Source organism: Kordia antarctica, assembly GCF_009901525.1.
In the GTDB taxonomy this organism is placed as follows: Bacteria; Bacteroidota; Bacteroidia; order Flavobacteriales; family Flavobacteriaceae; genus Kordia; species Kordia antarctica.
Map to the genome: position 1 here is coordinate 3,219,690 of NZ_CP019288.1, position 22,059 is coordinate 3,241,748.

Consider the following 22,059-nt stretch of genomic DNA (forward strand, 5'->3'; position numbering starts at 1 on the left):
GCACCTAATAATTGGTATAATGCATTTTAGACATTGACTTATTTGCCTGACTTGGTACTATTCATTATTTAGACTCTTCATCAAGTTTATAATCTGGATGTCCAGTTTGCCAAAAAGCAAATGAAAACATATTTGCATAGTTTACATGAAGTTTATTCTCAGTTAAATTTATGCCTCCATGTCCCGCATCAGAATCTACCAAAAAAAGAATAGGTGATTTCGATGTGCTTGAATCTAAAAGCTTTGCAACAAACTTTGCAGGATCCCATGCGACAACTCTACCATCTTTTAATCCTGCTAAAATTAGTACTGCTGGATATTTTTCTCCTTTTTTAATGTTATGATATGAATCCATTTCAAGCAAAGCTCTAAATTCAGTTGAATCTTTTACTGTACCAAATTCTTTAATACTATTCAATCCATTTGGTTGAATTTCACTGCGCACCATATTCATCGCAGGCGCAAATCCTAATACAGCTTTAAATAAATCGGGGCGTTCTGTCATGGCTCTTCCAACCACAATTCCTCCAGCGCTTGTTCCCCAAATAACTGTTTTGTCGGGCGACGTATATTTATTAGCAATCATATATTCAACCGCGGCTATAAAATCTTTCCACGAATTGGGCTTCGTTGTTTTCATGCCAGCTTTGTGCCAAGCATCTCCTTTTTCGCCTCCACCTCTCACATGTGGCATTACAATAATACCGCCTTCTTTTACCCATAGTAAAAAGTTTGTTGAAAAGAATGGAGAAAGTGAACTACCGTAAGACCCATAACTGTAAAACAATGTTGGGTTTTTACTGTTCTTTTTCATTCCTTTTTTATAGATCAAAGACACGGGAAGCATTGTTCCGTCGTGAGATGGTATTTCAATTTCTTCAGCAGTAAAGTCTTTAAATCCATCTGGGAAAATAGAGTTAATAATATTCGATTGGGAAAAATTATTTTTGTTCACATCGTATTCGTATATCATTAAAGGATTTGTCCAACCGCTAGTGTATATGCGCAAATCAGCATGATTAGTACCAAATGATCCAATAGATATGCTTCCTGCGGTAGACGGTAAATTGATTTCCTTTGTTGTAGTATCTTTTACATGAAATAACTTAGCCTCAATTCCATTTTTGACTGAAACATAGAAGAATCCGTCTTTGGTAATCTGAAAATTAGAAATGACAGCATCTTCTCGTTCCGTTATAATAACTTCAGGAGATTCAAAATTAGGGTTTTCAAGAGCTGTTTTACAGATTTTAAAGTTGGAGGCGTTTTTTGCAGTTAAGTATATTATGTCTTTTCCAACAACCATAAACCTAGATATCTTTTCATCTTTTGTGAATAATAAGTTCCACTTCGTTTTTTCAGCATTGATTTCCGATTCATGCATGTAATACATATCTTGATAGTCTGAATCGCCTGAAATTTCACCGAATAAATAAGCGTCATCGTTAGAATAATTGTAGACCGTTGGAAAATCTTCAATGTTAATAGCTAACTCAGGATTATTGTTTTTTGAAAAAATATCTTTGCCTTTGTCATTCCCTATTTTATAAAGAAACGTTTTCGTATCCAGCCAAAAATTTTCATCAGTTGGATCCGTATAGGGTAAATAAGAACACATAAAACCTGAGTCATCAGAGAGCCAATGAATGCCTTCTAAACTAGCAGGAGCGCTATTAGGATACACGTTTGGTAAAATAGTATTCGTTTCTCTATCAAAAACTACTATTTCAGATATTTCATTTCCTTTTTCAGAAAAACTCAAGGCTATTTTAGTTCCGCTCCAATTGGGTTTGATGTAATTGATTACATAATTTTCTTTTGAATTCTTTTTTAAATAGACATTCACATTGAAAATCATTTTTTCTTCTCCATGTAAACTGTCACGGTAGTAAACATTAAAAACATCTTCCTCAGCAAACTTTTTTAAATAAAAATATTGACCCGATGGAATGATCCTAATTTGTTTTGCACTGTGTCCTTTATTTTCATCAATTCTTTTTTGAATTTCGATCAAACGATTTCTTCCAGAAATATTTGCAACAATATTTTCTGCATAATCGTTTTGTTGTTTCATCCAGTTTAAAACTGTAGAATCTTTTAAATTTTCCAAATTTCTATAAGGATCATTTAATTCAATACCATGATAGGTATCAACTGCATTCACTCCTTTTATGGATTCACCTCGATATACTTCTTCCGAACAGGAAATTATTAAAAGTGTTGTTAAGAATATGTATGTTAATTTTTTAATCATTTTTCTTCTTTTTTGAAACTTCTTCAGCCATGAGTAATGCATTGTAGGCATTGACTATTTTACCTGATTTGGATAATGAACTGAACGGAATTTTTTTAGGATCTTGTTTGTCTCCATAAGGATACGGCCGTACAACATCAACATCAAAAGAAATGCCTGATTTCAAAATGATATCTTTTACTTCAATAGCTGATAAGTTTGGATAATAGGAGCGAATTAAAGATGCAATGCCAGATACTACAGCAGAAGCTAATGAAGTCCCTGAAGAATAACGAGTTCTGTTCCTTGATAAACAATAAATTTTATGCCCAGGCGCAAAAATATCTACATTTTTGGTGCTATAATTCGAAGACAACCATACCATGGTAGAATCTGCCTTATACGAACTCGCACCTACTTTGACAAAGTTTTTGACATATTCCGTATCTTCTTTATAATCATCAGGGTAATCAAACTCATTATTCAAATCATAACTTTTATTTCCAGCAGAAGAAACAATGAGAACATCTTTACTTTCAGCATATTTGATTGCTTCTTCTATCCATTTTGGATGCATAGAAAACTCTTTACCAATACTCATGTTAATAATTTTAGCACCATTATCCACCGCATATCTAATGGCTAAAGCAATGTCTTTATCATGTTCATTTCCAAGAGGAGCGACACCTAAAAACATAACTTTAACTGAATTGCTAAAACCGTTTATTCCAATATCATTATTTCGAGTAGCGGCAATAATGGACATTACTCTTGTTCCATGACTTCCTCTTAGAGTCCCTTGTACATTATTATTCCCATACGGAACATCATTTAGATTATCTACATTATCTCTTTGATTTTGTCGATCATCATATGTAAAGCTTAGCCATGTATTTAGTTTTTTATTTTCTTCTTTTATACCTCTATCTGTCCATTTTACATCCATATTATTTTTTAAATAATATTTCATATTTCCAATGCGCATCTTTAGTATGGAATCCGTTGTGGCTTGTAATAAAGAATCTAATTGAGGAATTGTATAATCTTTTTTAGGGAAATAAGTGGTTAGTAATCTATCTGCTTTTATGAACTTATCTTTTATTCTATTGTAGGTAGTAATATCATCTTCTACTCCCTTTTTTTCTTTATTGTAAGTCTTGATAGCTCTGAGATACTCTTTATATTCTTTCTTTTGACTTTCAGGAATTTGAATCTCTTCCTTGTCTTTAAAAAGCGAATCATACATTTTTATGATTCTTATAAAGGAATGATTAGCATATAAAACAGCACCTTTTTTAGTGGTTTGTAAAAAATTCCAACCATGAATATCATCAATGTAACCATTGTTATCATCATCAATATTATTGTTTGGAATTTCGTCTTTGTTGATCCAAATTTGACTTTTTAAATCTTCATGATCTATATGCAATTCAGTATCAATAAGAGCTATTATAATGGTATCGGATTTTTTATTTTTTAAAAAAGTGTATGCTTTGTCAAGACTTATCCCTGGAATAGAATCTTCAAAAATGTCTTTGAGGTGCCAATTTTTCTTTTCTTCCTTAGTAAATGCTTGTTTTTTGGCAAAAGCAGCGGTAACTGTTTGCGGAGTTTTTGACACCTTATTCTGCTGTGAAGCGCATGCAATAATAAGGCAACAACTTAAGAGTGCGATAAAGAATTTGAAATGCTTCAAGTGTGTCTATTTTTTCTGAAATTTACAATACTTAGCAGTATTATTCTATAACTCCTGTAAAATCTTTACTTTCCGAATATATTTTTATACCAAATAAATACCAATGTAGTACGCCACTCATATCGTAGCTAAACGTTCCGTTTTCTAGTTTGTTAATAGCAGCACTCATATATTGCCAATCGTAGCCACTTGTAAATCCTGACATATGACTTCTGTTGCTAAGAACAACACATAATATGCTTTTCTTGATTTTTAATTACGATAAAAGTAAGAAAATATTTTTTTAACAATACTTTTTTGATAAATTAGAGATTTCTAATTTCTAGTTAAATAAAAGAATGTTTAAAGACCTAAATGTCAATATCTACAACTTATTAATTTTTGCAGGAATAATTCAAGGAATAATTTTTGGAATAATCGTCTTAACTAATAAAAAGTATAATAACAAAGCTAGTTTCTCACTCGCATGCGTTATGTTGCTAATGTCTTTAAGTAATTTGCAGTATTGGTTGATTGATACTAAAACTATAGAAAAATATACGTTTATAAAATTTACTTACATTCCTTGGCATTGGCTTATTATGCCATTCTTTTATTTGTTTGTTTATAAGTACCTTCAAAGAAAAGAAAAATTAGATAAAAAGATCAAACTGTATCTTTTTGCCCCTTTTTTCATTGTACTCTCAATAGTTATAGTTCAGCTTATATATAAATTCTTAATTAATCCAAACTATGAATTGCCATCTCATTTTAGCAGAGGGATTTTTATTTATTTAGATATTTTATCAATTCTTTTCATTGTCAGTATCATATATATGATTTTCAAAATGTTGAAAAAATATGAAATTGATAACAAAGAATATGATTCATTACAAGTTATTTCTGAAACAGCATGGTTAAAACGTCTAATAACGATTGGTCTAATAACATGCGTGTTTTGGATAGTAGCAATGGCTATCACAGTATATTCAAATGAGGAAAACTTAGCTTTATTTTATTTTTTGTGGTTAGGTATGTCAATAATTATTTACTATTTGGGATATGTTGGGATTAATAAATTACAACTAATTAAAGAAAGAAAAAAGATAAGAGTGACTCAAACAGCAAAAAAAATAAAGAAAAATTTACATGATAATAAGCTAGATGAAATTTTCGAAAACTTCACATCTATTGTTTCTGAAAAATATACAAATCCAAATTTAACCTTAGAGGAAATAAGTAAAGAGTTAAATATAAGTTCAAGTTATTTATCTCAAAAAATAAAAGCAAATAGCGGCGAAAATTTTTCTACATATATAAATGCATTAAGAATCAAAAAAGCAAAAAAGATGCTCATTAATAGTGAGTATAAAAACTATACAACAACTGCAATAGGTTTAGAAGCTGGTTTTAATTCTAAGTCAAGCTTTTATAGAGCTTTCAAAAAAAATGAAAATTGTACACCTCAACAATACATAAATTCTCAAAAATAAGTGTCATTTTCTATAAAACTGAAGATTTTGACACTCTGTAACTCTTTGAATGGAATATCATTGCCAAGTATTAACAAATAAAACTGATTTAGAAACGTATAATTTCCAGTCATTTTAATAATTAAAGAATTTATGAAATTAAAAACTACTTGAAATTCGCATTAGTGTTTGCAATTTCTTCTTTATTGTTCAATTGTCAAACCGACACTAATGTTGATGATATCGCATCAATAGAAACAGGAAACAACTTAGCCTTCAAAAAAGAAAGGTTTCAAGATTTAGAAAAACTTACATCTTATGTTGAGGAGTTAAAGCGAAATATAAAAGGATCATCCTTAAATAAAGAATCTTCATTAGGAGATGCTTATAATTTTATTGTCATTGAAGATCAAGACGTTTTAATTTACGAAGAACAAACGAATACAACTTATACCATACCAATTGTAAAAGCAGAACAAGAAGTCGGTACTTTTAGTAATTTGGTAGTGAAGTTCAGTGATACCAATCAAACTGAGGCATTTATCATAAATTATGTACCAAACGATGGGTTTTTAGAAGCTTCTGAAAATTATGAGCAAACACCTTTTTCTGGAAGCATCACAAAAGAACACCTTCAATATGATGGAAGTTTAGATAATTTAAACGAAAATGCAAATCCAAATTGTACAACCGTTACCATAATGTTTTGTAATTGGTCAGAGGGAAGTGTTGAAGGAACTACACATCTTGCAGGAAGAAATTGTACACCGAGATACATGTTTTCTTTTAGTTATGAAGCATGCAGTGATTTTCCTGAATTAGTTATTCCGCCTTCATCATCATCTTCAAATCAATCAACTAGCAGTCCTTCGACAAGCACATCATCTGGAAGTAATAACAATAGTAATGATAACCCTATAATTATTCCTACTGTTCCAAGAATAGAAAATACTCTAGATATCGATGGTATTACATTTGATATGAATAACTGGTTGAATGATAATTTATATGTAAAACTTGAACTAATTAAGCTTTTAGAAGAGAAGCCTGACGCTGAAGATTTTATTTTGGAAGTTATTGAAGAGTTAATAATAAATCAAGGACTAACTTTGGAGGAATATCGTAACTCACAGATTGTATTTGAAGGTCCAGAAGTTTTGGTTCCAAATATAAGAGATTATTTAGATTGTTTTAGTCTTTTAGAAAGTGCAGAAATTACAATTTATGTTGATCAACCTGTCCCTAATACCGATGATACGTGGGTATCGACAGGAGATATAAAGGCAGGACATTCATTTGTGAAAATAAAACAGGGTAATGTTACACGGGTTTTTGGATTATACCCTGCTGGGGATGCAGACCCAATAGCACCAAATGATCCACATGCTTTCGGAAACAATGAAGGCTATGAATTTCATGTTAGTATTACATTTTCAGTAAGTGGGGGAGCTTTACAACAAATTATTAGTAATGCTAATAACTATAATCAAAATTATGATCTAAATAATAATAATTGTACAGATTACGCTATTCAAACCGCGCAATCTGTAGGACTGACATTACCTGATCCGCAAAAATCATGGTTAGGTGGTGGAGGTAGTAGCCCAGGGGCTTTTGGGCAAGCATTGAGAAATATGCAGCTTCCAAATGGAATGACACGAAATACTACTGGAGGGAACGCAAGCGCTAATAGTGGTGATTGTAACTAAAAAATAAAACTCATGAAAAACTTACACTACACGAAACTCATACTTTTTTGTTTCCTGTTCATTGCATGTGGGAAGCAAAAAACTGAAAGACTAAAAGCTGATTTAACATTCAGGTCTGTAACATTTTCAAGCTTTTATGGAGCAACAGATGAAAGATATGAAAGTTTGGTTCGTGAAATGGATAGTACACTACAAAATTTTAAAAAAGAAGATGGAAACGTAAAGTTGTGCCGTCAATTTAAAAAATTACAAAAACTTTCTCTTTTGAGGTCACCATTTATATTTTTAAACATCGAAAAAGATTCTACAATCACCGTTTACTTGGATGAAAAAGAGTATACGAAAGTTAAACATATTAAACATGTTGATCTTTTTAGAGAGGGCAAAAAAGCAGTTTTAGAATTGGAAGTGATAGAAAAAGAAAAAGGTATTTATTATTCTGAAAATATAATAGCTGTTAAAAAAGTTGATGGAAAATCAAGATCCAATATTTAATTAAAAATATCGGACTATTAAATCTTTCACTAAATAGAATTTTTATTCTTTTTTAAATCTATGTGAAAAATGAGTTCTAAATAAAAAAAGACTTTCACGTTAATGAAAGTTTCAAGAACAAACAAATAAACATTTGCTTACGATCTGCAAATCAAAGATGAGTATTTTTTTAATATACATCACGGCAAATGTTTACATAAAGAAAAGCTTTCCTTATGTAGTAGTGAGGTATTAGTATTGAGATTTTATAGTTTCTCAATACTAATATCTAAATACTCACTACTATAAAACAAAAGTCGTGGAAACCGAAAAACATACGAGTAGGTGTATTTTAAAAATTCAGAAGCAAAATGGCATTAGAAAATTTAATTAGTATTGAATTCACAACCGAAGAACTCACAGCCTTAGACACGCACTTAGATGGCATACAACAAGTACTTGCAGGAAAAACCGTAAACTTCACACCTTCACAACGTCAACAATACGGAAGTATAGGCAACCAAAACAAACTTATTGTTGACAAAGCAAAAAACTACATGGAACAACACCCAAATTGGATTCCTAATTTTTTGGACAAAACCGAGTTTGACAAAGACTACAACGCACGCCAACAAATGGAAGAGCGTACCCAACGCCTACAAAACCTAGCACAGCAATTGTTAGACACCAAAACCCTCCTAGATCACGACAATTACACCAATTCACTTAGTTTTTATAGAATGATGCGCTACCTAGCAGGCGAAAACGAAGCAGGTTCCAAAACCGTGTATGAAGATATGAAAGTACTGTTTACTAAAAGTGCTAGAACAGCTAATACCGATGAAGAGCCAACAACGGATTCATGATACTCAAAGAACAGCGCAAAGAACTCAAAAAGATTTTAGGTTATCATTACACAGCAGGTGTGCTAAAAATTTTAAAAGAAAAGAAAGAAACAATAGCGCAAAGAAACCGAATACTGGGTTTATAGGGTTTCGTATACATTACTTAGGGTTGCACATTATATACTTAGGGTTGATTATAAAATAGTTGAGGTTGGTTTATCAATAAAAAGGGTTACATAAAAAATAGTTTTGGTTGATTATAAAATATTTGGGGTTCAGTATAAAAATTATGCGGTTGCATAAGGGTTAACAGCCACCAAACAACCCCAAATATTGGTTAACCAAGCCAAAAAAAAGCTTACTGAGCCCAAAATAAATAGTTGTTATAGGGGTAAATTATATTTTTTAACCGAAAATAATGATAAAACAACCGCAAGTAAATATTATAGAACCCGAAAAGAGGTTTTTTGAGTTGTGGGTTGAAAATTACAAAACGTCACTTCGAGTATTATTGAGAAGTGCTATAAAACAAAAAAGACTCTCGTAAAAACGAGAGTCTTAACATAAACAAATAAACATTTGCCTACGATCTGCAAAATCAAAGATACGTATTTTTTTAATACACATCACGGCAAATGTTTAATCATAAGGAAATCCTTCCTGTGAAAGTGAAAATGTGAAACGCTAGATTGAAATTTTACATTTAAAATTTAGCATTTAAACTTTCCAAAACGTCGTGGAAACCGAAAAACGTATGAGTAGGTGTATTTAAAAATAATAACCAAAATGAAAACAGTAAGAAATTTATTTCGATTTTTATGTATCTTGACACTTGTAGTGTCATTGACCAACTGTCAGCATGATACTGTGAGTGAAACACAACAAGATGAAGCTTTGCAAAAGGAATTCCCTTTTAAATCAAGCATATTGTCCAAGCAAGATGTAGAAGCCAATACAAAACTAAGTAACCAAATGAGAAGTTTAACAACGTTACAATCTAGTAATTTAGCCGAAAGTGTATACAACGAAACGTATAACTTTACGATTGATACTGACGTTGTAAAGTTTGTGGAAAGTACCGAAAACGATTTACATTCGTATACATTTCCAATAAGTCGTGAAAATAACACTAGTAGTGCTTTAGAGAATTTAGTATTCTCTTATAATGCTACTACCGATAATTATGAAGCTAGTTTAGTGACGTATCATTTTACAGCTTCACAACAACAAGAGTTTTTGTTAACTCAGCATGTACGCACACCGTATGAGATATCGTATGAGTCTATTGCCGTAAACTTATCTGATATAGTTGGCGAAACGTCATTGCCATGTACTACTAATTATACAGAATATCATACCACGCCCGATACAGGAGAAACTTTTGTGCATTCATCCTCTATTGGAAATGTAAACAATGAATGCGAACACGAAGATACTTCGGGAAATACAAGTTGTACAGTCTATACAATAATTACAACTGATTGTCCTGTTAGTGGAAGTACAAGTGGATCACCTAGCAGCCCAAGTAATTCGCCTACTGGTGGTGGAAATACAACACCAAATAATGATAATGATAACGATGACCGAGTAATAACTTCGCCTATATTAAGCCCATCACAAATAATTACTGATTGTATGAACGGAGATTCATTTAATCCACTTTTATCAGAAGAAGCTCTAAACTGGTTACAAGAAAATAGAAGTTCTTCTGCAGCCATGAGTAATTATTTAAAAAATGTTGGATGCGATGAAAGCGCACAGAACTTTGTGGAAGAAGCTATCGAAGAGATGATGGCTAATCCTAACTTAACTTTTGAAGAGTATATAGAACAACAAGTAGAAGATATTTTAGAAGCTAATCCATTTGCTTTATTAGAGATTGATTGTAATCAAATAGATCATTGGCAGACTCTTGCACAGCATATACCTCCACAAACAGTAAAAGATAAAATTGAAGGTCTTCATGCTAATCATGAAGCAGCTTTAGGAGATTGGCAAATACAATCGCTTGAAGAAGCTGGTGGTAAAGTTCTTAATCTTGATTATTTTGCAGTAAAAGTGACTACACTTCCTAATAATCCAGTAACTGGGACTCAATTTAACGCACAAGATTTTTTAGTTTATTTTAGAAAAAACATTAATAATTTTACGAATGGATCAACTTTTGAGCCTTATTGTGAAATCCCTAGCATTTGTCAGCAAGAAACCAATCTTTGGAATACAACAAACATATTAGGAGCAATAGTAAAATTAGATATTCCTGCTTATAATGGTGTTGGCGGTGATACTTTTGGAAATGATGGTGTTGTTGTATGTTCTGAATTCACAAATAACTATTGGAACTTTATGACTATGGAAGCTCCATATGATTACTCTCATCCCGTTAGTGGTACTAGACAATTTGGCTTTGAAACAAATTCAGATGGTTCATATAATTTCTATGTGAGAGGTGTTGACAGATTTAATTCAAGAGCTCAAGAAATTGCTGCGGGAATAGTCTTTGGAGATGATATATTTTCTAAGGCAGATGAGCTTTGGGAAACAGTTCAAGAAAAGTTGAGTATCTTTATAAATGCAAATGGTGGTGGTTCAACCATCGTCACTCCTGTTACAAATCGTGCTAATTGGGAGAAAGTTAAAGATGTTCTACAAGGTAAAAGACCTACAAGCGATCTAGGATGTAATTAATAATTAACTAATAAATAAATGAAACATTTTTTTAACTATTGGATAAGTGTGGTAGTAATCACTTTTTTACTTTTTATATCATTGTCATACAATAAATTAATAGATGGCGGAATTGGTTATATATGGATATATCTATTATTTCCGTTAACAATAGTATTTATGATTGTTACAGTAACTCTATTAATAAAATCAGATGATAAAGAACGATTAAAGAAGTTTCTTATAAAAACAATTCTTTGGATTTTATTTCTAATTATTGGGACTTACACAATTCGTTATATTTTTTTATAATTAATTATGTAAGCAGACATACTGTTTAAAACTTATCAGATGCCTATGGAAAATAGCACTGAAGCATTTAGTATTGCAATTGCATTTATCATTACTGTAATTGTTTTAGGAATCAAGTTGGTTTTAAAACTTTTTAAACTCATGGATTCACAAACCATGCTCAATAAAGAGCGTTTAAAAAAGTTGAAAAACGAAAATTCTAATTAACAATGAAAAAAATACTCTTTACAATTTTTCAAATTTTAATTACCATTGTATTTATCGGAAAAATATCCAATTGGTTTCTGAATTATAGTGACGAAACGAATCAAATTCTGAACGTTGCAATGTTTACACTAATTGGAATTGCGTATATGTATACTGGTTTTATTTGGGACAAAAAACTAATTAAAACAATCTTGATAGTTTGTGGATTATACCTGATTGTGGCAAATTTTATAAGTGATTTTTATTTAAAATCAATAATTGGAATCGTATGTATTTTGGTGCCAATGTTGATTATACGATTTTCTCATAAAGAAGTTGATGAAGAACAACTAGAAGAAGAGATAGACAAAAAACACAATTGGAATCTCGTAGACCTCACATGGTCAGACATCTTTTCCCATAAAAAGAAACACTAAACAGGTTCACTTTTTTTTCATAATTACCCTTAAAAGCCATGCTTTGATTAGCATAGTCAGCTATACGCATGGCTTTTTTTAACTGAGTTTAGTATTAAAATATATGAATTATGCGTATTGAAATTATATCAAACAACATATTGCTATTATCAGTATTCATCTTTATTGTGATTATAATCGCTGTGATAATATATCTGTATGCTTTTAATTCAATGAAGAGGAATTCAAAAACAAAAAAACGAAATACAGTAGATGATGAGATTGAAAAGGAGTTGGGAAAAAACACGTAGTTTTTTTGGTTGTGAGTTGTGAGTTATTGGTTGTCGGTAAACTTCTCAAATCAAAAATCAACATTCGTTAATCGTTAATCTTATTGGGAGTTAGTCGTGAAGCAGAATTTAAAACTTCTTAAATCAACATTCGTTAATCGATATTCGATATTGGGTTTTGGGTTTTGGGTAAAACTTCTAAAATGAATATAATCTAATTAAAATAGTTACCCGATTTCTCGGGCAATACATATGAAATCATTAAAAAATATAAGTATTCAATATTGTACATTCATACTATTTGCATGTTTTATGTGTAATACAACTGTACATGCTAATGAACAGAAAGAGCAAAATTTTGAACAGACTGTTGATAGTTTATACGCTTACCAAAAACAAGATGTACAAATAGAGCAACTTCTACACACGCAAGAAGTATTTGAAACTAGATATTATTTATCAATAGGAATTGTATTGTTATTAGTACTCATTTTCGGGTTGTTATGCGCTCGAAAAACGAAAGGATACAATCATCTTAAAAAAATCATTGAACTACTTGAAAAAAATAAACAAAATACAGGTAGCGATGATAAAAAAAGTAACGAAACATACATAGAAATTAATGAAACAATTGTGAATTCTATTTTAGAAAATCTTCAAGCTTTTGAAAGAGAAAGAGGTTTCCTAATATCAAAAATCACCTTGCATCAATTTGCTAAGCAACTAAAAACGAACACGAAATATTTATCAAAAGTGATTAATACGTATAAGTTAAAATCGTTTCGAAATTACATCAATGATTTACGAATTCAACATAGTCTTCAAGAACTAGAAAACAATACGAATTACAGAAAATATACCGTAAAAGCGATGGCGAAAGAATCGGGTTTTGGTACTACAGAATCCTTTTCAAAAGCATTCCAGAAAAACACAGGCGAAACCGTTTCTAGCTTTCTGAGGCAGTTTTAGGTGTGATATTATTTCTATATTGCCAAACTTTAAAATTTTATATTATGAAATATTTTATACTTCTATGTGCCTCATTGTTTATTGCTTGTTCTGAAAAACAAGAAGTAAATAGTTTGACTATTGCAGATAATTTTGTAAACCATTTTTTCATTAGTGATCTCCATGATTTGACAGCAATAAATGCGTACATGACCTCAGAATATAAACGTCACTATAATTTTTTGTCGGAAGAGCAAAGAAATGTTCATGAAGAGTATATCAGAGCAATGATTGATCGCTTACGAGAAGAATTAGCAGAAAACAATCACGCGTATACACTTGAAAAGTTAGAAGAATTATACATTGAAGAATTTCAAAAAGAAATCTTATATAAAGGAACTGGCGATGTGTTTTTATTGAAAAGTAATGATGAATTTTTTGGGATTATAATTGTAGAAGGGAATAAAATATATTCTTTTGCAGGAGACTTATATCTTTCCCCGAGAGGAAAAATATTGCCGTACTTCTTTTTTAAAGAACTAAACGCGCAACGAATAGAAGCTGATTTAACGTTTATGTCTATAACATTTTCAAGTTTATATGGTGCAACAGATGAAAGATATAAAAGTTTGGTTCGTGAAATAGATAGTACATTACAAAATTTCGATAAGGAAGATGGAAACGTAAAGTTATGCCGTCAATTTAAAAAATTACAAAAACATTCTCTATTGAGATCACCATTTATATTTTTGAATATCGAAAAAGATTCTGTAATTACTGTTTATGTAAGTGAAAGTGCTTACGAGAAAGTAAAACATTTTAAACATGCTGATTTGTACAAAGAAAAGAAAAAAGTAATTGTACAATTAGATATTGTTGAAAAAGAAAAAGGGATTTTTTATGCTGCACGAATTATAGAGGCTAACAAAGTTGATGGCAGATCAAGATCCAATATTCATCATTAAAAAAACAAAAAACTCCCACGCTTTTACACTTGGGAGTTTTCATTTCTATAAAAATTGTATTAGAAATTGCTTATTGCTTATTGCTTTACAAACTTCTGAATAATTCTCTCTTCTTCGTCGCTTAGTTCTAATAAATAAACTCCCGATTTTAATTCGCTCACATTCAATCGTCCTCCATCTTTCAATATTCCTGTTTTCACAGTCTGACCTAATAAATTTAAGATTCTATACGATGAATTAATGTTATAACTAATTAAGTTAACTGTAATATCTCCACGAGTTATTGTTGGCGTTATTAAGTGATCTCCACTAACTGGTTCTTGTGGTCCTGTACGTGATAACTGAAGACCGTCAACTGTTGCTCTTGCAGTTCCTCCATTGATACCTGTAATGGTTACTTGGTCAATGTATACTTGATCTGAATTATTACCTGCATCACACTGAATTCTAAACTGTGAGTTAGACGCAAAGTTAACATCTGCACTGTTTAATGTTATAATTCCAGCATAGTAACTTCTGTTTGTAAAGTCATTTCCACTAGTATACGTTGCTACTGTATTCCAAGAAGATCCGTTGTAATATCTAATCCAGAAGTCTTCTCCATTTTCCATAGAGTTTGGATAGAAGAAGAATTTGAATTCTACTTGATCGTATCCAGTTAAGTCAAATTCTTCAGAAGTCATTGCAGAACTTGTTCCTGAATTATCTCTTATTCGCATAGAATATTTCCCTTCATACGAACGTTTTCCTTTATAACGATGACAATCGCTTCCACCATCAGACCATCCGTCTAATCCACTTTCAAAGTATCCTTCGTGTAACAAAGTATCTCCTGGAATTTGACATGGCGCACATGCTGATCCACCACAATCTACTCCTGTTTCATCTCCGTTTTGAACTCCATCCGTACACGTTGGTGTTGGCGGTGGTGGTGTCGTTGAATTACATTTATCAGATAACGCTAAACTTCTTCTTGATCCACCTGTTCCTAATATTGCACGCATACGTGCTTTTTGTCCTGCAGTATATAAGTTCATACATGCATCCGCTGAGTAATCCATGTAGTTTTGTACCATGTCAGTACTTGCACAAGAAACATGAGTAGAATCACATCCGTAGTTTGGTCCATCTGAAGCTGGTGTATCAGATACGAAATCGTCAACTCCACATCCACCATCACCCCAAATATGGCGTAAGTTTAAAAAGTGGCCTACTTCATGTGTTGTAGTTCTTCCTAAGTCGAAAGGAGCTGATAAGTAAAAACCTGTTCCTTTTGCACTACTTCCAAAATATTGAGGACTCATTGCAACGCCATCAGTAGCAGCACTACCTCCAGGAAATTGTGCATATCCTAATAATCCACTTCCTAAATTACAAACCCACATATTTAAGTATTGATTTGTATTCCAAGGATCTACTCCACCTTCAGAAGATTTTTTCATTGCATCATTCGTTCCCCAAGCAGTAGTTGGTGAAGATTTTCTTGTAATACCTATTGTTGGATTTCCATTAGGATCAACAGTAGCTAAACAGAATTGAATTTCTGTATCGGCAGCTTGCGACCATCTATTACTTGTATCAGTATTAGTTCTTCTAAAGTCTTCATTTAGTACATCTAATTGCGACTGAATTTGTGCTTGACTAATATTTTCATTAGCGTTATTGTAAATAACATGCACTACAACAGGAATGGAAATTATATTTCCTGTAATACTTTCTTGTGATCCCGCTTCTTGAATTCGCTGCCTTGTGAAATCTTCGATTTGTTGCATGCGTGCCTCCAACTGTGGATCTAATTGTTTTCTGTATTCTAAGTTTTCCATTGTTGAACAATCGCGCTCCTGCGCAAAAATTGTTCCTATGCAAAAAAGAGTTAGTACTAGTAAGGTAATATTTTTCATAATGGGCTATTAGGGAATTTGTATATAATTTACACTTCAAAAATCTTAATTAAGTGTGGAAACTTATCAAATATGTTGATCTTTTATATGCTTTACGATGAAATGTTCATTTTTTCGATGAGATACATAAAAATTTTTGAAAATATTTACATTTAATTCACATTATAAACTGAACTCATCTTGACTTTTTGTTTTTAACCGAAAATGAGTTAAAATTTGTTCAGATAAAGCTATTTTTAAAAGGCATAGCATCGCTACGCATGAGAAAATAGCTGAAATATAGGCGAATTTTAGGCATTTTTTAGGAAATAGAAAAAGTCAAGATGAGTTCACTATTGCCTTTCTGCCAATTATACCAATTATTATTTAAAAGGAGCCTAAAATAATTTGAATTATAGTGTGTACAGATGAAATAGAAAATCAAAGCATAGCATCGTTACGGTTTTATTTTATATTGAAATACATGTACTGAGCCTAGTCGAAGTATGGGCGCAATAGAAACAAATTATTAGGTGCATTTTAAGTGATAATTGGTATTACCTATAAAACCTACTTTTACTAGGCATTAAAAATTTTAATAAATTCATAAAAAAAGCGCCGTATTTGAGAGATATGACATCAGAAGATCCATGTCATCATAACCCTTTATTAGAAGAGCATAGAAAAATTCATGAACAATATATCAGAATACAACCTTGAATTGTATAAGTATGCAACAACGCTTGAAAAACACAAGATTATAAGTTCGACTCAAATACATTTGAATCTTGAAAGAAATTCAACAATCACTGTTTTTTTAAGTGAAAGTGCTTACGAGAAAGTAAAACATTTTAAATATGCTGATCTGTATAGAGAAAACAAAAAACTCCCAAGCTTTTACACTTGAGAGTTTACATTTTATATAAATTGTATTAGAAAATTGCTTATTGCTTCACAAACTTCTGAACAATTTTCTCTTCTTCGTCGCTTACTTCTAATAAATAAACTCCAGATTTTAATTCGCTCACATTCAATCTTCCATTTTTCAATGTTCCTGCTTTCACAGTCTGACCTAATAAATTAAGAACTCTATACGATGAATTAACGTTATAACTAGCTAGGTTAATTGTAATGTCTCCACGTGTTATTGTTGGTGTCATTAAGAAATCTCCACTAACCGATCCTTGTGGACCTGTACGTAATTGTTGAATTGAGTTTGCTGATTCAGCTGTAGCTCTTGCTCCATTAATACCAGTAACAGTTACTTGATCAATATAAACTTGATCTGCGTTTGCACTTGCATCACACTGAACTCTAAACTGTGAGTTAGACGCAAAGTTTACATCTGCACTATTTAATGTTATTGTTGCAGAATAGAAATTTCCATTGCTAAAGCTACTTCCACTTGCATATGTTGCAACTGTACTCCAAGATGATCCGTTGTAATATCTAATCCAGAAATCTTCTCCATTTTCCATAGAGTTTGGATAGAAATATAATTTGAATTCTACTTGGTCGTATCCACGTAAGTCAAATGTTTCAGAGGTCATTGCTGAACGCGTTCCTGAGTTATCTCTTAATCGCATAGAATAGCTTCCTTCATACGAACGACTTCCGTTGTAACGGTAACAGTCACCTCCACCATCAGTCCATCCGTCTAATCCGCTTTCAAAATATCCTTCATGTAATGTAGTTGTTCCACCTGTAGCACAAGGCGCACATGATGATCCACCACAATCAATTCCTGTTTCATCTCCATTTTGAATTCCATCATCACACGTTGGTGTTGGCGGTGGTGTACTTCCTAAACAGAAATCAGTTGCTTCAGAAGAAGTAAAGCTTCCTCCTGATTTTATTTGTCCATCAGGACCTGTTAATGTATACGATCCGCTTCCATATGTACAGCAAATTCCGTCTCCGTACGCATCGTTAATTGTAAATGTGTAACAGTCATTTGGTAAACAAAGTGTTTCTGTAACCGTAGAACCGTCTGCATTTGCAGCAGAATAGCTTGTAGAAGCTACCGTAGTTCCTCCGTCAGTAACAATAGACCAAGAAGTTTCTTCTGGGTATTGATCAAATGTAATTGTTAACGTTACTTCATTATCTGAACAAGCTGTTTGACATGGCGCACATGATGATCCACCACAGTCAATTCCTGTTTCATCTCCATTTTGGATTCCATCATCACAAGTTGGGTCTATTGTACATGGCGCACATGACGATCCACCACAATCTACTCCTGTTTCATCTCCATTTTGAACTCCATCCGTACATGTTGGTGTTGGAGCAGAACCACATTTGTCAGATAATGCTAAGCTTCTTCTTGATCCGCCTGCATCTAATATAGCACGCATACGCGCTTTTTGTCCAGCAGTATATAAATTCATACATGCATCATCTGAGTAATCCATATAATTTTGTACCATGTCAGTACTTGCACAAGAAACATGTGTACTATCACATCCGTAGTTTGCTCCATCAGAAGCTGGTGTATCAGATACGAAATCGTCAACTCCACATCCGCCATCGCCCCAAATGTGACGTAAATTTAAATAGTGACCTACTTCGTGTGTTGTAGTTCTTCCTAAATCGAAAGGAGCTGATAAGTAAAAACCTGTTCCTTTTGCACTACTTCCAAAATATTGAGGTCCCATTACAACTCCATCAGTAGCAGCACTACCTCCTGGAAATTGTGCATATCCTAAGATTCCTCCTCCAATATTACAAACCCACATATTCAGATATTCACTTGCATTCCAAGGATCTACTCCACCTTGAGAAGATTTTTTCATTGCATCATTTGTTCCCCATGCAGTCGTTGATGAAGATTTTCTTGTAATACCTGTTGTTGCATTTCCATTAGGGTCAACAGTAGCTAAACAGAATTGAATCTCTGTATCAGCAGCTTGCGACCATCTAGTATCTGCATCAGTATTTGTTCTTCTAAAGTCTTCATTCATCACATCTAATTGCGACTGAATTTGTGCTTGACTTATATTTTCATTAGCGTTATTATAAATAACATGCACTACAACAGGAATAGTAATTATATTTCCTGTGATACTTTCTTGTGATCCCATTTCTTGGATTCGCTGCCGTGTAAATTCTTCAATTTGCTGCATACGTGCCTCCAACTGAGGATCTAATTGTTTTCTGTATTCTAAGTTATCCATAGTAGAACAATCACGCTGTTGCGCAACCATTGCTCCCATGCAAAGAAAAGCTAATATTAGTAGGGTAAAATTTTTCATAAAAAATTATTTAGGTTATTAGAAATTGAGAATTCGAAACTCTCAATAATTTGTGAAAACGTATCAAATGTGTTAAAATTTTATTAATTATACGACAAAAGGTCATTTTTTTCGACGAATTGCACGAAAATTTTCGAAAATTAGTACATTTAACTCAGAATACAAACTATTGCCTTTCTACCAATTACCTATAAAACCTACTTTTACTAGACATTAAAAAAAATTGATAAATCCATAAAAAAAGCGTCATATGTGTAAAATATGACGCTTTTTAGGTTCTGTGTATTTTAAATGTTATGCAAGTTGCATCTCTGGAATTTCTCCTTCAACAAGTAAGTTTCCTTCCGTTGCTTTTTTGATTTCTTCTACCGAAACGCCTGGCGCTCTTTCTAATAATTTGAATCCTTTAGCAGTAATTTCTAAAACCGCTAAGTTGGTTACAATCTTTTTTACACAGCCAACACCTGTTAGTGGCAAAGAACATTTTTTTAGTAATTTAGATTCTCCACGTTTGTTGGTATGCATCATAGCCACAATTATATTTTCTGCGGAAGCAACTAAATCCATTGCGCCACCCATTCCTTTGACCATTTTCCCTGGAATTTTCCAGTTGGCAATATCTCCGTTTTCTGAAACTTCCATCGCTCCTAATATGGTAAGATCGACATGTTTTCCTCTAATCATTGCAAAACTCATTGCAGAATCGAAGAAACTCGCGCCTGGCAATGTTGTAATAGTTTGTTTCCCTGCATTGATAATATCAGCATCTTCTTCACCTTCAAACGGAAAAGGTCCCATACCGAGTACTCCATTTTCACTTTGAAATTCAACTTCAATATCGTCTCTAACAAAGTTAGCAACTAGCGTTGGGATTCCGATTCCTAAATTTACGTAGTAACCTTCTTTTACTTCTCTTGCGATTCTTTTCGCGATTCCATTTTTATCCAACATGTTTTTTATGATTTCTGTTTGATGATATTTCTGTTTTTAATTTGAAAATGTGGTAATTTGAAAATTTGATGATGCTTTTCTATTTAATAACCTTTTTTCTAAATCTACTACCTTTTGAGTCTTTATTTACCTTTTATAATTTGAAAATGTGGCGATTTGAAAATTTGATGATGCTTTTCTATTTAATAACCTTTTTTCTAAACTTACTACCTTTTGAATCTTTATTTATCTTTTATAATTTGAAAATGTGGCGATTTGAAAATTTGATGATGCTTTTCTATTTAATAACCTTTTTTCTAAATCTACTACCTATTGAATCTTTGAGTACCTTTTTTTATTTGAAAATGTGGCGATTTGAAAATTTGATGATGCTTTTCTATTTAATAATCTTTTTTTTAAATCTATTTCCTTTTGAATCTTTGACTACCTTTTTTCAATTTGAAAATGTGACGATTTGAAAATTTGGTGATGCTTTTCTATTTAATAACCTTTTTTTTAAATCTATTTCCTTTTGAATCTTTAACTACCTTTTTTGATTTGAAAATGGTTCTTTTAGAATAAAATGACAATCTGTAATCACAATGGTTCTTTCTAAGTATCATTTTCAAATTGACACATTTTCAAATTTTCAAATTAAATCATCATCAAATTAACTTCTAGAATAAAATACCAATCTGTAATCACAATGGTTCTTATAAGTATCATTTTCAAATTGACACATTTTCAAATTTTCAAATTAAATCATCATCAAATTAACTTCTAGAATAAAATGACAATCTGTAATCACAATGGTTCTTTCTAAGTATCATTTTCAAATTGACACATTTTCAAATTTTCAAATTAAATCATCATCAAATTAACTTCTAGAATAAAATGACAATCTCTAATCATAATGGTTCTTTCTAAGTATCATTTTCAAATTGACACATTTTCAAATCATCAAATTAAATAACAAAAAGAAAGTCAACATTTCAAAAGGTTCTATAAAAACCAATCTTCAAATTTTCAAATTGACACATTTTCAAATTAACTTTTAGTTCGAACCGTCCGTTGTTCAATCCTTTTTTCATAGTTCTCTCCTTGAAAAATCCGTTGTACAAAAATCCCTGGAATATGTACCTGATTTGGATCTAATTCGCCCACAGGCACTAATTCTTCTACCTCAGCAACCGTAATTTTTGCCGCGCCACACATACATGGATTAAAGTTTCGGGCAGTTCCTTTAAAGATTAGGTTTCCTGCTTCGTCACCTTTCCAAGCTTTTACAAATGCAAAATCTGCTTCGTACGCTTTTTCCAAGATGTACATTTTTCCGTTAAATTCTCTTGATTCTTTTCCTTCAGCGACTTCTGTTCCGTAGCCTGCTGGCGTGTAGAATGCTGGAAATCCTGCTTGTGCTGCTCGACATTTTTCTGCCAACGTTCCTTGTGGAGTGAGTTCTACATCAAGTTCTCCAGAAAGCATTTGACGCTCAAATTCATCATTTTCTCCCACATAAGAAGAAATCATTTTTTTGATTTGACGCTGTTGTAATAGAAAGCCTAAACCAAAATCGTCCACACCTGCATTATTTGAAATACACGTAAGATTCTTTACGCCAAGTTTTACCAATTCGGCAATTGCATTTTCGGGAATTCCGCACAAACCAAAACCACCAAGCATCAATGTCATATTATCTTTTACGCCTGCTACTGCTTGTTGTACTGTATCTATCTTTTTGTTAATCATCAATCAATATTTTGATTGAAAATTACGAAATTTTCAAAAGATGTCTCTTATTTT

The 22,059-nt window shown here is 32.1% G+C and carries 18 protein-coding genes; 11 read left to right on the forward strand and 7 right to left on the reverse strand.

Annotation, left to right across the window (positions count from 1 at the left end):
- Positions 1-64: 64 nt before the first annotated feature.
- The 3 genes from IMCC3317_RS13385 to IMCC3317_RS13395 are packed head-to-tail and all read right to left on the reverse strand — an operon-like array spanning position 65 to position 4,134.
- A complete protein-coding gene (locus IMCC3317_RS13385) occupies positions 65-2,254 on the reverse strand; it encodes a prolyl oligopeptidase family serine peptidase (RefSeq protein ID WP_160130005.1) in 2,190 nt (729 codons plus the stop codon).
- Positions 2,247-3,929, reverse strand: a complete 1,683-nt coding sequence (locus IMCC3317_RS13390; protein ID WP_160130006.1) for a S8 family serine peptidase — start codon at positions 3,927-3,929, stop codon at positions 2,247-2,249. Before IMCC3317_RS13390 ends, IMCC3317_RS13385 begins: the two co-directional genes overlap by 8 nt.
- A 40-nt stretch (positions 3,930-3,969) precedes the next feature.
- Positions 3,970-4,134 (reverse strand): hypothetical protein, encoded by a 165-nt coding sequence (locus IMCC3317_RS13395; protein ID WP_160130007.1) that lies wholly within the window; start codon positions 4,132-4,134, stop codon positions 3,970-3,972.
- Positions 4,135-4,267: 133 nt separating this feature from the next.
- Between IMCC3317_RS13395 and IMCC3317_RS13400 the strand changes: the two genes are divergently transcribed.
- From IMCC3317_RS13400 to IMCC3317_RS13445, 11 genes are all read left to right on the forward strand, one after another.
- Entirely contained in the window at positions 4,268-5,401 is a 1,134-nt protein-coding gene (locus tag IMCC3317_RS13400; RefSeq protein WP_160130008.1) for a helix-turn-helix domain-containing protein, read from the forward strand.
- Between the two features lie 149 nt (positions 5,402-5,550).
- The gene (locus IMCC3317_RS13405) at positions 5,551-7,089 is read left to right on the forward strand and encodes a hypothetical protein (RefSeq protein WP_160130009.1); all 1,539 of its coding nucleotides are present in this window, start codon (positions 5,551-5,553) and stop codon (positions 7,087-7,089) included.
- Positions 7,090-7,101: 12 nt separating this feature from the next.
- A complete protein-coding gene (locus IMCC3317_RS13410; protein WP_160130010.1) occupies positions 7,102-7,584 on the forward strand; it encodes a hypothetical protein in 483 nt (160 codons plus the stop codon).
- A gap of 350 nt (positions 7,585-7,934) precedes the next feature.
- Positions 7,935-8,429: a hypothetical protein gene (locus tag IMCC3317_RS13415; protein ID WP_174805955.1), complete on the forward strand. Its 495-nt coding sequence runs from the start codon at positions 7,935-7,937 to the stop codon at positions 8,427-8,429.
- Positions 8,426-8,554 carry a hypothetical protein gene (locus IMCC3317_RS23790; RefSeq protein WP_262887040.1) on the forward strand — a complete coding sequence of 43 codons (129 nt, stop codon included), beginning with the start codon at positions 8,426-8,428 and terminating at the stop codon, positions 8,552-8,554. Before IMCC3317_RS13415 ends, IMCC3317_RS23790 begins: the two co-directional genes overlap by 4 nt.
- 640 nt (positions 8,555-9,194) lie before the next feature.
- Complete coding sequence (locus IMCC3317_RS13420) at positions 9,195-11,096, forward strand: hypothetical protein (protein WP_160130011.1); 1,902 nt, start codon at positions 9,195-9,197, stop codon at positions 11,094-11,096.
- 18 nt (positions 11,097-11,114) lie between these two features.
- Complete coding sequence (locus IMCC3317_RS13425; RefSeq protein ID WP_160130012.1) at positions 11,115-11,387, forward strand: hypothetical protein; 273 nt, start codon at positions 11,115-11,117, stop codon at positions 11,385-11,387.
- A gap of 45 nt (positions 11,388-11,432) precedes the next feature.
- Positions 11,433-11,594, forward strand: coding sequence for a hypothetical protein (locus tag IMCC3317_RS13430; protein WP_160130013.1), 162 nt, complete (start codon positions 11,433-11,435; stop codon positions 11,592-11,594).
- 2 nt (positions 11,595-11,596) lie between these two features.
- Complete coding sequence (locus tag IMCC3317_RS13435; RefSeq protein WP_160130014.1) at positions 11,597-12,010, forward strand: hypothetical protein; 414 nt, start codon at positions 11,597-11,599, stop codon at positions 12,008-12,010.
- A gap of 521 nt (positions 12,011-12,531) precedes the next feature.
- A complete protein-coding gene (locus IMCC3317_RS13440) occupies positions 12,532-13,248 on the forward strand; it encodes a helix-turn-helix domain-containing protein (protein WP_160130015.1) in 717 nt (238 codons plus the stop codon).
- A 44-nt stretch (positions 13,249-13,292) separates the two neighbouring features.
- Complete coding sequence (locus tag IMCC3317_RS13445) at positions 13,293-14,192, forward strand: hypothetical protein (RefSeq protein WP_160130016.1); 900 nt, start codon at positions 13,293-13,295, stop codon at positions 14,190-14,192.
- A 77-nt stretch (positions 14,193-14,269) separates the two neighbouring features.
- On the opposite strand, the gene IMCC3317_RS13450 is transcribed toward IMCC3317_RS13445, so the two are convergent.
- From IMCC3317_RS13450 to IMCC3317_RS13465, 4 genes are all read right to left on the reverse strand, one after another.
- Positions 14,270-16,093: a M43 family zinc metalloprotease gene (locus IMCC3317_RS13450; RefSeq protein ID WP_228054793.1), complete on the reverse strand. Its 1,824-nt coding sequence runs from the start codon at positions 16,091-16,093 to the stop codon at positions 14,270-14,272.
- A 923-nt stretch (positions 16,094-17,016) separates the two neighbouring features.
- Positions 17,017-19,326 (reverse strand): M43 family zinc metalloprotease, encoded by a 2,310-nt coding sequence (locus IMCC3317_RS13455; protein ID WP_160130017.1) that lies wholly within the window; start codon positions 19,324-19,326, stop codon positions 17,017-17,019.
- Between the two features lie 294 nt (positions 19,327-19,620).
- A complete protein-coding gene (locus tag IMCC3317_RS13460; RefSeq protein WP_160130018.1) occupies positions 19,621-20,277 on the reverse strand; it encodes a CoA transferase subunit B in 657 nt (218 codons plus the stop codon).
- A gap of 1,026 nt (positions 20,278-21,303) precedes the next feature.
- A complete protein-coding gene (locus IMCC3317_RS13465) occupies positions 21,304-22,005 on the reverse strand; it encodes a CoA transferase subunit A (RefSeq protein WP_160130019.1) in 702 nt (233 codons plus the stop codon).
- Positions 22,006-22,059: the final 54 nt, after the last annotated feature.